The following is an 11,837-nucleotide window of genomic DNA, read 5'->3' on the forward strand; positions in this document are numbered from 1 at the left end:
CCCTTTAATAAATATTTTATTCATCAAAGTCGTAAGTCATGATGACTTTAATCGCGGTCTTATCGACCATGGCGTCAAAACCTTCGCGCCATTGCGATAAGCCGATACGGTGAGTGATCATCGGTTTGACTTTGAGCGCGCCGCTAGCGAGCAGACGAATGGCGTTGCGCCAGGAAGTGGAGTCGTAGGCCATATGGCCAATGATGCTTTTGTTCCACGCGGTAATATCATTAATGGAGAAGTCGAGAGGTTTAAAACCCATCCCTACGCGAACAACTTCACCGTTAGGACGCAGCATTTCAATAGCTTGTTTCAGGGCAATATTGGCGCCGGAACATTCGATAACTAATCCCAGATTGTCTTTGCCGCAGATTTCCTGACAACGTGCGACCACATCTTCGCTTGAACCGTTGACAACTGCCGTCGCCCCCATTTCTTTAGCAATGGGGAAACGCACCGCAACGTCGTCTTCAAGACCAACCATTACGATATTAACGGCCCCCATAATGCGTGCCATTTGCACGGAAAAGAGTCCTAGTGGTCCAGTACCGAAAACCACCACGTCTTGACCAGGGAGGAATTTGGATTGTTGAGCGATAGATTTGTAGGCATTACAGATGGGGTCCAGGACTGCCGCTTCTTCATAATCAACACCTGCCGGGATTTCCCACAGCGCATGGCGGTGAATTTTGAGGATCTCTCCAGGAACCAGACAATATTTCGAAAAACCACCGCCCCAGGTATTGTTGTCCAGGCCTAAATTCACTTTTTCTGTACAACAAAGAAAATCACCTTGTTCGCAGGCCGGACAGACGCCGCAAACGTGCCCGCTGTTGTCAGAAACCACGCGCTGACCAACTTTCCAGTCCTTAACCTTGTCGCCGACCTGGACAATTCGACCGGCAAATTCGTGACCACGAATCGAATTAAACTGGTCGGAACCGCTATCAACATTGTAGTGTTTCATATCCGCACCACAGATAGCAGCCGCCTTGATTTCAATCACAACGTCATCCGGGCCACATACCGGTTCCGGAACATCAATCATCTTGTAGCCACCAAAGGCCTTGCCAAATCTTGCCAGTGCTTTCATTGAATTTTCCTTTGTGTTTAGTTTTGCATCAGTGGTCATCATACTTATCCATATAATTTTTGAGGTCAACACAAAATCTTTAAAACACAGATTATGATCTGCATTTCACAACTTAGATCACAAATAAGTGCAAAGATGCACTGAAACACAAAGAAACGTGGAAGCCGCTTCGCCTGTACGCCGTGAACCCCTTCGCATTTTTCCTGTTATGGAACTGTTAATCTGCAAGAGCTGTTTTTTTCGCCACGCCATTTCCGTGGCGTGTTTACTTGTTTAAATGTCAAAGAGGAACACCGATGAAACTATTGCCTTTGTTGGCAGCATTCCCCCTGCTCTGCGCCAGCGTTGTTTCCGCCAATTCACTGATGTCAGTTGGTTACTTTAATGGTGGCGGCGATGTCACTGCCGGTCCTGGTGGCGATATCAATAAACTGGATGTGCGCCAGATAACCCACCTCAACTATTCGTTTGGTCTGATCTACAACAACGAAAAAGACGAAACCAATGCCGCCTTAAAAGACGCCAGCAAGCTGTATCAGATTTGGCTTTCAGAGAAGGTGCAGGCTGATTTGCAGAAAATCCCGGAACTGCGTAAGCAGAACCCGAATCTGAAAGTTCTGCTTTCTGTTGGGGGCTGGGGTGCGCGTGGATTCTCAGGCGCGGCGGCGACGAAAGAAACACGAGCAGTATTCATTCAGTCTGTGCAGGAGATCATTGAGAAATACGGTCTGGATGGTATCGACCTCGACTGGGAATATCCGGTCAATGGCGCCTGGGGACTGGTCGAAAGCCAACCAACCGACCGCGCTAACTTTACCGCGCTGTTAAAAGAGCTGCGGGCAGCATTGGGGCACAAAAAGCTACTGACCATTGCCGTGGGCGCGAATGCGGAAAGTCCGAAAAGTTGGGTGGATGTGAAAGCCATTGCGCCATCACTCGACTATATCAATCTGATGACCTATGACATGGCCTACGGCACTCAATATTTCAACTCAAACCTGTATGATTCGACGAAATGGCCGACGGTCGCCGCCGCTGATAAGTACAGTGCTGACTTTGTGGTTAATAACTATCTCGCCGCCGGGTTAAAGCCGAGCCAGATGAATCTGGGTATTGGTTTTTATGGACGCGTGCCAAAACGCGCTGTTGAACCGGGAATTGACTGGAGCAAACCTGACGCGCAGAAGAATCCTGCCACCCAACCCTATTTCGAAGCAGCACAAATTGCGTTGTTCAAATCACTGGGCGTCGATCTGAGCAAAGATACCTATGTGAAGTACAACGATATCGTGGCAAAGCTGATCAACGATCCGCAGAAGCGCTTTAGCCAGCATTGGGATGATGAGGCGAAAGTACCGTGGCTGTCGGTACAGTCAGCAGACGGGAAAACGCTCTTTGCCCTCTCCTATGAAAACCCGCGCTCGGTGGCGATCAAAGCCGACTATATCAAGAGTAAGGGGCTGGGAGGCGCTATGTTCTGGGAATACGGTGCGGATGACAACAATCAACTGGCTAAGCAGTTGGCTGATTCATTAGGCATCAAACACTGATCCCAACGCCTGACACAATAGGTTATGATTACCGAATTCCGCTGCGCCAGCCTTTGGCGCAGCTCTTCATTTTCTATTGGAGGCATGAGCTTTTATGGCTTTTATCCCTAAAAATTACGCCCGTCTGGAAGTTGGTTACCGGGAAAAAGCGCTTAAGCTCTTCCCCTGGGTCTGCGGACGCTGTTCCCGTGAGTTTGTCTATTCAAATTTGCGCGAGTTGACGGTACACCATATCGATCACGATCACTCCAATAACCCGGAAGATGGTAGCAACTGGGAAATGTTGTGCTTGTATTGCCACGATCACGAACATTCCAAATATACAGAAGCGGATCAGTATGGCTCAACGGTGGTTGCCGGCGAAGATGCGCAGAAGGCTGTCGGCGAAGCTAAATATAATCCATTTGCCGATCTGAAGGCGATGATGAACAAAAAATAACAGCGACAGCGGGCCCGACATCGTGACTGCCGGGCCAGGATTCTCAGGATTTGAACGTTGCAATAGGTTCGGGCGTAATACCAAATTCGACTTTTAGCTGCTGCTTGCTCTTCATCACCATCTCACCGTTGGTATCAATCGTCATATGCTGCGCATCAACGTTGTTGCGCGCCTGCCATAACATCACCAGCTGTAAGCTGTTCTCTTTTTGTTCCGCCGTTAGCGCCACGCCATCCGGCCATTTTCCGAGTTCAACGGCGGTAGATAAGCGCTGATAAACTTCCGGCGTCATGCTGTTGATCATCTCATCAAGATTCATGTTAAATCCACTCTCCGTAGAATAATTTGCTGAATCGTTTCTTCAACCCTTAATTTGTTCACCGTTTTCGCCATCGGTAAAGTTCAAAGAGGCTGAGTTAACGCAGTAGCGCTCACCGGTAGGTTTTGGGCCATCCGGGAAGACGTGTCCCAGGTGCGCATCACAGTTCCCACAGCGGATTTCAATGCGCTGCATACCATGCGAGGTATCTTTTATGTAACGGATAGCCTCTTCGCTCACAGGCTCGTAAAAGCTGGGCCAGCCGCAGCCAGAGTCATATTTTGTCTCAGAACGAAATAGCGGTTTATCGCAGATCAAACAGTGGTAGATGCCGTCACGCTTGTTATGCAGCAAACGCCCGGTAAATGGCGGTTCTGTCCCGTGATTTTGCGTCACGTAGAACTGCATTTCTGTTAAATTTTTTTTCAGTTCTTCTGGAGAAGGTTGATTAGCCATTTGCTCACATCTCGCTTTATCTAAACTCACATCACGAGACAGATTCTAACAAAACATTAACACCGGAGTGCGAACTTTTGTTCTAAACTTGATCCTTGCGAAATGGCAGCCTGCAATTCGTGATCATAATCACGTTTTTATCTTGATTGCCCTTTAAAATTCGGGCCGCCGACCCCATGTGGTTTCAAGCCCAAAGGAAGAGTGAGGCGAGTCAGTTGCGCAAAGCTTAGGCAGCAGATTGATTTGTCGCAATGATTGACACGATTCCGCTTGACGCTGCGTAAGGTTTTTGTAATTTTACAGGCAACCTTTTATTCACTAACAAATAGCTGGTGGAATATATGACTATCAAAGTAGGTATCAACGGTTTTGGCCGTATCGGTCGCATTGTTTTCCGTGCTGCTCAAGAACGCTCTGACATCGAGATCGTTGCAATCAACGACCTGTTAGACGCTGACTACATGGCTTACATGCTGAAATATGACTCCACTCACGGCCGTTTCAACGGTACCGTTGAAGTGAAAGACGGTCATCTGATCGTAAACGGTAAAAAAATCCGTGTTACCGCTGAACGTGATCCGGCTAACCTGAAATGGGACGAAGTTGGTGTTGACGTAGTAGCTGAAGCTACTGGCCTGTTCCTGACAGATGAAACCGCTCGTAAGCACATCACTGCTGGCGCGAAAAAAGTGGTTCTGACTGGTCCGTCCAAAGATAACACTCCGATGTTTGTTAAAGGCGCTAACTTTGACAAATACGAAGGTCAGGACATCGTTTCTAACGCTTCCTGCACCACTAACTGCCTGGCTCCGCTGGCTAAAGTTATCAACGACAACTTCGGCATCATCGAAGGTCTGATGACTACTGTTCACGCGACCACCGCTACTCAGAAAACCGTTGATGGCCCGTCTCACAAAGACTGGCGCGGCGGCCGCGGCGCATCCCAGAACATCATCCCGTCCTCTACCGGTGCTGCTAAAGCTGTAGGTAAAGTACTGCCAGAACTGAACGGCAAACTGACTGGTATGGCGTTCCGCGTTCCTACCCCGAACGTATCCGTTGTTGATCTGACCGTTCGTCTGGAAAAAGCTGCTTCTTACGAAGAAATTAAGAAAGCAATCAAAGCTGCTTCCGAAGGCCCGATGAAAGGCGTTCTGGGTTACACCGAAGACGACGTAGTATCTACCGATTTCAACGGTGAAGTTTGCACTTCCGTGTTCGATGCTAAAGCAGGTATCGCACTGAACGACAACTTCGTGAAACTGGTATCCTGGTACGACAACGAAACCGGCTACTCCAACAAAGTTCTGGATCTGATTGCTCACATCTCCAAATAAGTTGAGATGAAACAGTAATCTGTAAGAGCGACTATGGTCGCTCTTTTTTTTGCCTGAAGATACCCGTCATACTTCGAGTTGCAGGTGTGTTGGCTACGCTCTCTCACCCGAATCACTTACTACAGTAAGCTCATCGGGGTGAATCAGGGACATCCATGTCCCTGACCGAAGACAACCTTCGGTTGTTCAAATTCGTTCCTGACGAATTTGTCGTTCACTTGCCGCCGTCCTGCAACCCGAATTATTTAGGGTTAAAAAGGATTGCGTAATGATTAATAAAATTTTTGCACTTCCGGTAGTCGAACAAATTGCCCCGGTACTCTCCCGCCGTCAGCTTGATGAGCTTGAGGTCATTGTTGTCGATCACCCGCAGGTTAAAGCCTCTTTTGCGCTGCAGGGCGCACATCTTCTTTCCTGGAAACCAAACGGTGAAGAAGAAGTCCTGTGGTTAAGTAACAATACGCCGTTTAAAACCGGTGTTGCGCTGCGTGGCGGCGTACCGATTTGCTGGCCGTGGTTTGGCCCTGCCGCTCAGCCTGGCCTACCGTCTCATGGTTTTGCCCGTAACCTGCCATGGACGCTGAAAGCGCATAACGAAGACGAGAATGGTGTAGTTCTGACGTTCGAACTACAAAGTAGCGCTGAAACGCGTCAGCTTTGGCCGCACGAGTTCTGTCTGCTGGCCCGGTTCAAAGTGGGCGCCACCTGCGAGATGGAGCTGGAAGCGCACGGTGAGTTTGAAACCACCTCCGCGCTGCATACCTATTTCAATGTGGGTGATATTGCGGCAGTGAAAGTCAGCGGTCTTGGCGATCGTCTGATCGATAAAGTGAATGATGCCAAAGAAGACGTACTGGCTGATGGTATCCAGACCTTCCCGGACCGTACCGATCGTGTCTATCTGAATCCGGAAGCATGCAGCGTCATTCATGATGATGCGCTGAATCGCAATATTGACGTAATCCACCACCACCATCTGAATGTCGTGGGCTGGAACCCAGGCCCGGCGCTGTCTGTCAGCATGGGCAACATGCCGGATGATGGTTACAAAACGTTTGTTTGCGTAGAAACGGCTTACGCCACGGCACCGCAGAAAACCACCGAAGAAAAACCGTCTCGTCTGGCACAAACGATTCGTGTTGCTAAACGCTAAAATCGTGTTAGTTGCCTGATAGTGTTTGCGCCATCAGGCAACTCAGCGCGCCATGCGGCAAATCAGGCCATATCCAGCGCCGTTTTACCTTTTGGCGCCGGATATGCCTTATCTAACTGCTTCAGCTCATCGGCAGAGAGCGTTATCTCCAGTGCCGCGGCGTTCTGTTCGACATGCGCCACGTTTGCGGCTTTTGGAATGGCCATCACCCCCGGAAGACGAATAACCCATGCCAGCAAAATCTGCGCAGCGCTGGCATTGTGGGCGCGCGCAATGTCATTGACCACTGGGTTAGAAAGCAAGTTCCCCCGGAGCCGCCCTGCCTGAGCCAGCGGACTGTAGGCCATAACCGGCATCTGCTGTTGCTGGCACCATGGCAGTAAGTCATATTCAATGCCGCGCGATGCTAAATGATAGAGCACCTGATTAGTTGCACACTGCCGTCCACCCGCAACCTGCCATAATGCCTGCATATCATCGTAATCGAGATTAGAGACGCCCCAGCGGCGGATTTTCCCCTGCGCGATGAGTATTTCCATAGCGTCGACGGTGTCAGCAAATGAAAAGTCTCCCGTCCAGTGCAACAAATAGAGGTCCAGATAATCAGTTTTCAGACGACGCAGACTGGCTTCGCAGGCGGCGATCGCTTTCTGACCCGCGGCATTCCATGGGTAAACCTTCGAGACTAAAAAAGCGCTATCACGCCGACCGGCCAGCGCCTCGCCAACAACCTCTTCCGCTGCACCATCTGCGTACATTTCGGCTGTATCAATCAATCTCAGGCCCAGATCCAGCCCGGCTCGTAACGCGGCAACTTCATCCTTGCGTCGACCAGGATCTTCGCCCATATACCATGTCCCCTGCCCAATAGCAGGCAGCGATACCTGCTCCGTAAACATCACCTGTTTTGCTATCATCGCACCCTCCTGTGTTAATGCACCACAGTAAAGCAAAACAACAATCATGTGTCCTGTTATGGTGCACAAATTGCACCATCATCGTTTGGCGTGTCGCCCGTTAATGCGATTAAAGTAAAAGGCCCAGGCTCTAATGCAGTCCCGGGCCAAAATAACGAATAATTATAGCTGTACAGCGCTTATTTCAACCGACCTAAATATTTACCTTCTTTCATGGCGTTAATTTTTCCATTTTTATAGACGATGACGGAAATCAAACCCGCACTGTAGGATTGTGCATCCGCATTGTTTTCATCGTTTGCCGCAGGGCTGCCATTAATATATGCAATACCATCAGCACCACGTTTAAAGTCCACGCCCAGTTTATTCACATGCACGGGTGTGGTTTTGCTGGCGTGCACCGGGGCATTAGCATCGCTGACCTGAGTTTTGTGTTCATGCTGTAATTGCTGACGGTATGCTTCGCTAATAGCATAAGCAGGCGCAGCAAATGAAGCCACCAGCGCAGCGATAATAATCAATTTCTTCATGAGTTAAACCTTAGTATTTATCGTGTTTGTGGTGATGGTCGGAATGGGTGCCATCAGAGCTATACAGATTTTGCGCATTTTCCAGGGCCTGTTTTTCAGCCGCGGCATTGATTGTCGCCTGACGGTTTTGTTCGGCGATGTAGCAGGCATCGCGGCTGATCCCTTTGCTTTCGCATGCACTCATGCGTGAAGCCTCGCTGGTGCATCCAGCCAGGATCCCGCCCATCACAGCTATCATGATTAACTTTTTCATTATTTTTACCAGGTTTTTACTCAAGATATCCTCGTGGCATATTTAAGGCCTTACCACGAGAGTTGCTATCACTACTTTTAAAGTTTAATGAATATCGGCAATAGGATATTTAATGTCAATTTTAATTTTTTCAGACAAATACCTAAAGGATGTAAAATAAAAACAAATGATTAATTTTTATTTTTTTCACCTGAAAGTTAACATTCAAAACAAGCCAAAATAGTTATCAGTTATCTTTATGCCAGTTGAGAATAAATACCCCGCGCATCGCGATACAACAAACCCCTGTATTATCAATAAATTATGAATCCAGAAAACGACAGCCCATAACAATAAATCATTAAGGCATGGCGATATTACCTCATGCAAAAAAGAATAGATACCAGGCTAATAAAATGAGAGGTTTATTTTTAGTAACGGCAAAAGAAATACCAGGTTAAATAATCGTTGCGGCCAGGCGAAACATAAAACCACTATAAAAATGCAATCTCATGTTTTAGATCAATATTCATCCCCGCAAAACATAAAAAAGCCTGCATGTCTGCAGGCTTGTGTTTGACACGCAGTAGCATCAGAACTTGTAGGTCACACCTACCGAGAAGATGCCAGACCAGGACTTATCGACCATCGGGCTATCCTTCACTTCATCACTCAAACGCACATAACGGCCAGTGCCGTATACGTTCCAGTTGCCAAGGAAGTTATAGCTCGCGGTCAACTCCAGGTATGGATCCCATCCATCGTCAGCGCTGTAGCTTTTCAGACCACTGCGGCGAGACTCGTGATTGGACACGCCATAATAATAGTCGTTGTAGTTTTCGCTGCTGTACTGCACACCGATACCCGGCGTCAAAGTCAGCGCACCGTTAGTGTAACGGTAGAGCCATGCCAGATCCCAGATAAAGCCGTTGCTGTTATCCAGGGTATCACCCGCCAGAGCGGTACGCAGGAAACCATACTGGGTGTTATGTACATACGAGAGGCCAGCCATCAGGCTGCTTTTACGCTTGTCGAGTTGGCGCAAAGCATGGCTGTCGCTGTCACCCGGCTTGAAGTGGGTCGGATCATAGTATGCCATGATGGAGAGCTTATCTGCCGCGTCATTCCACAGATAGTAGCCGCCACCCAGACCGTGGAACCAGACGTTATCGCCTTCATAGGTGACAACCGGAACGGGATAAACATCGCGGTCATACTGTTTGTACGGGCTGTTAATCACGCCGACACCTGCACCAACAGTCCACTGGCTTTCCGCCTGTGCGGTGCTAACTGCGGTTGCGGCAAGGACGCCAAGTGCCAGAAGTTTGAGTTTGGTCACAATCCATAATTCCTTATTCAAATGTGTAGCGGTCAAAGTGTAATCGCCAATACGCTTCAGCCCAACTATTTTACGTATTAGTCCAGGAATGTAACCCCCTAATTTCTCAATGAGTGATGACATCTTGCTTGCAGGACAGTGAACACTGCATGAAATCTGCCCCATTTCTTTACATAAGGTGTGCTTTTTTTGCTGATGAGTTATTGATATGCCGTTGAAATTCATTTGCGCATCCATGCAAGTTTTGCAAATGCCATCTACGCTTAATTTTAGAAGGTGTATCACCGAATACGTTGATCTCCTGACCATCAAAATGGCATGAGAGTTGCTTATTTCTTCAGCAGCGACGTCGTTCAGTTTACCTCTTCAGGGGCCTCTACTATTCATATGAACGGCTCTTAACATGTGCTAAAAAACGAAAGGACGGCATACCATGAATATATTCGATCACTATCGCCAGCGTTATGAAGCTGCCAAGGACGAAGAGTTCACGCTGCAGGAGTTTCTTACCACTTGTCGGCAAGATCGCAGTGCTTATGCCAACGCGGCAGAGCGGCTATTAATGGCTATTGGTGAACCTGTCATGGTTGACACTGCCCACGAACCTCGTCTTTCTCGACTCTTTTCGAATCGGGTAATTGCACGCTATCCCGCTTTCGAAGAGTTTTACGGCATGGAAGACGCCATTGAGCAGATTGTTTCTTATTTGAAACATGCAGCTCAAGGTCTGGAAGAGAAGAAACAGATTCTGTATCTGTTGGGGCCTGTGGGAGGGGGGAAATCATCTCTCGCTGAACGACTCAAGTCGCTGATGCAGAGAGTTCCGATTTATGTCCTGAGCGCTAATGGCGAACGTAGCCCGGTTAACGATCATCCGTTGTGCTTGTTTAATCCACAGGAAGACGCGCAGATCCTGGAAAAAGAGTATGGGATCCCGCGTCGCTATCTCGGGACGATCATGTCGCCATGGGCGGCGAAACGTCTGCACGAGTTTGGCGGGGACATCACGAAATTCCGCGTCGTCAAAGTCTGGCCGTCTATTCTGGAGCAGATCGCTATCGCCAAAACGGAACCTGGTGATGAAAACAACCAGGATATCTCTGCGCTGGTCGGGAAAGTGGATATTCGTAAACTCGAACACCATGCTCAGAACGATCCTGATGCCTACGGTTACTCGGGTGCGTTGTGCCGCGCTAACCAGGGGATTATGGAGTTCGTAGAGATGTTTAAAGCACCGATTAAAGTGCTGCATCCTCTGCTGACCGCCACCCAGGAAGGAAACTACAACGGGACAGAAGGTATCTCTGCCCTGCCGTTTAACGGAATTATTCTTGCCCACTCGAACGAGTCCGAATGGGTGACGTTCCGCAATAACAAAAACAATGAGGCGTTCCTTGACCGTGTTTACATTGTCAAAGTGCCTTATTGCTTGCGGATCTCCGAAGAGATCAAAATCTACGAGAAATTGCTTAACCACAGTGAGCTGACCCATGCGCCTTGCGCACCTGGCACGCTGGAAACGCTCTCTCGCTTCACCATTCTTTCTCGCCTGAAAGAACCAGAGAACTCGAGCATTTACTCGAAGATGCGCGTTTACGATGGCGAAAGTCTGAAAGATACCGATCCAAAAGCGAAATCCTATCAGGAGTATCGGGATTACGCCGGGGTCGATGAGGGTATGAACGGTCTGTCCACGCGTTTCGCGTTTAAGATCCTCTCTCGCGTCTTTAACTTTGATCATGCCGAAGTCGCGGCAAACCCGGTGCATCTGTTCTACGTCCTGGAACAACAAATCGAGCGTGAGCAGTTCCCGCAGGAAATGGCAGAACGTTATCTTGAGTTCCTGAAAGGCTATCTGATCCCTAAATATGCTGAATTTATTGGCAAAGAGATTCAGACGGCTTATCTCGAATCCTATTCCGAATACGGACAGAACATATTCGACCGTTATGTCACCTACGCGGATTTCTGGATTCAGGATCAGGAGTATCGTGACCCGGATACCGGTCAACTGTTCGATCGCGAGTCGCTGAACGCAGAGCTGGAGAAAATTGAGAAGCCAGCGGGTATCAGTAATCCGAAAGACTTCCGTAACGAGATCGTCAACTTTGTTCTGCGCGCCAGAGCGAATAACAGCGGTCGCAATCCAAATTGGACCAGTTACGAAAAACTGCGCACGGTGATTGAGAAGAAAATGTTCTCTAATACCGAGGAGCTGCTGCCGGTTATTTCGTTCAACGCCAAAACCTCGACTGACGAGCAGAAAAAGCACGACGATTTTGTCGACCGTATGATGGAAAAAGGCTACACGCGTAAGCAGGTACGTTTACTGTGCGAATGGTATTTGCGCGTACGTAAATCGTCTTAAGAGCATAAATGGCCCGGACAATTTATCCGTTTACCGGGCCAATATTTCTTCTGTACGCGAAATCATTCAAGAGGTATCAAGGCGGCAAATGAGTGAATTCCCAG

At 48.6% G+C, this 11,837-nt stretch carries 12 protein-coding genes; 5 read left to right on the top strand and 7 right to left on the bottom strand.

Translation table 11 applies throughout. The annotated features are described in order from the left end of the window. Positions 1-16: 16 nt before the first annotated feature. On the bottom strand, positions 17-1,093 hold the full coding sequence (locus FDX11_RS09405; protein ID WP_061381480.1) for a zinc-binding dehydrogenase: 1,077 nt from the start codon (positions 1,091-1,093) through the stop codon (positions 17-19). A gap of 296 nt (positions 1,094-1,389) precedes the next feature. Here FDX11_RS09405 and FDX11_RS09410 point away from each other — a divergent pair, with 296 nt between their 5' ends. Both FDX11_RS09410 and yajD read left to right on the top strand, forming a co-directional pair. Then, positions 1,390-2,643, top strand: a complete 1,254-nt coding sequence (locus tag FDX11_RS09410) for a glycoside hydrolase family 18 protein (protein WP_061381481.1) — start codon at positions 1,390-1,392, stop codon at positions 2,641-2,643. A 94-nt stretch (positions 2,644-2,737) separates the two neighbouring features. Further along, a complete protein-coding gene (gene yajD / locus FDX11_RS09415; RefSeq protein ID WP_003832478.1) occupies positions 2,738-3,082 on the top strand; it encodes an HNH nuclease YajD in 345 nt (114 codons plus the stop codon). Between the two features lie 43 nt (positions 3,083-3,125). Here the strand turns inward: yajD and FDX11_RS09420 are convergent, their stop codons facing one another. Then, positions 3,126-3,401: a YeaC family protein gene (locus FDX11_RS09420; RefSeq protein ID WP_079224512.1), complete on the bottom strand. Its 276-nt coding sequence runs from the start codon at positions 3,399-3,401 to the stop codon at positions 3,126-3,128. 42 nt (positions 3,402-3,443) lie between these two features. Then, positions 3,444-3,857 (bottom strand): peptide-methionine (R)-S-oxide reductase MsrB, encoded by a 414-nt coding sequence (msrB, locus tag FDX11_RS09425; protein ID WP_006684886.1) that lies wholly within the window; start codon positions 3,855-3,857, stop codon positions 3,444-3,446. 341 nt (positions 3,858-4,198) lie between these two features. Between msrB and gapA the strand changes: the two genes are divergently transcribed. Next, on the top strand, positions 4,199-5,194 hold the full coding sequence (gene gapA, locus FDX11_RS09430; protein ID WP_003030697.1) for a glyceraldehyde-3-phosphate dehydrogenase: 996 nt from the start codon (positions 4,199-4,201) through the stop codon (positions 5,192-5,194). A gap of 268 nt (positions 5,195-5,462) precedes the next feature. Further along, a complete protein-coding gene (locus FDX11_RS09435) occupies positions 5,463-6,347 on the top strand; it encodes a D-hexose-6-phosphate mutarotase (protein WP_137397815.1) in 885 nt (294 codons plus the stop codon). A gap of 62 nt (positions 6,348-6,409) precedes the next feature. Here FDX11_RS09435 and FDX11_RS09440 read toward each other — a convergent pair whose 3' ends face one another. The 4 genes from FDX11_RS09440 to FDX11_RS09455 all read right to left on the bottom strand — a co-directional run bounded on the left by FDX11_RS09440 (position 6,410) and on the right by FDX11_RS09455 (position 9,365). Beyond that, complete coding sequence (locus FDX11_RS09440) at positions 6,410-7,264, bottom strand: aldo/keto reductase (RefSeq protein WP_137397816.1); 855 nt, start codon at positions 7,262-7,264, stop codon at positions 6,410-6,412. Between the two features lie 179 nt (positions 7,265-7,443). Continuing rightward, the gene (locus tag FDX11_RS09445) at positions 7,444-7,794 is read right to left on the bottom strand and encodes a hypothetical protein (RefSeq protein WP_137359977.1); all 351 of its coding nucleotides are present in this window, start codon (positions 7,792-7,794) and stop codon (positions 7,444-7,446) included. Between the two features lie 10 nt (positions 7,795-7,804). Continuing rightward, positions 7,805-8,047 (bottom strand): hypothetical protein, encoded by a 243-nt coding sequence (locus FDX11_RS09450; RefSeq protein ID WP_048214371.1) that lies wholly within the window; start codon positions 8,045-8,047, stop codon positions 7,805-7,807. A 571-nt stretch (positions 8,048-8,618) separates the two neighbouring features. After that, positions 8,619-9,365, bottom strand: a complete 747-nt coding sequence (locus tag FDX11_RS09455; RefSeq protein WP_042308904.1) for a MipA/OmpV family protein — start codon at positions 9,363-9,365, stop codon at positions 8,619-8,621. Positions 9,366-9,798: 433 nt separating this feature from the next. Between FDX11_RS09455 and yeaG the strand changes: the two genes are divergently transcribed. Beyond that, positions 9,799-11,733: a protein kinase YeaG gene (gene yeaG, locus FDX11_RS09460; protein WP_042308906.1), complete on the top strand. Its 1,935-nt coding sequence runs from the start codon at positions 9,799-9,801 to the stop codon at positions 11,731-11,733. Positions 11,734-11,837: the final 104 nt, after the last annotated feature.

Origin of the sequence: Citrobacter sp. wls714, from assembly GCF_005281025.1 — a bacterium.
In the GTDB taxonomy this organism is placed as follows: domain Bacteria; phylum Pseudomonadota; class Gammaproteobacteria; order Enterobacterales; family Enterobacteriaceae; genus Citrobacter; species Citrobacter werkmanii.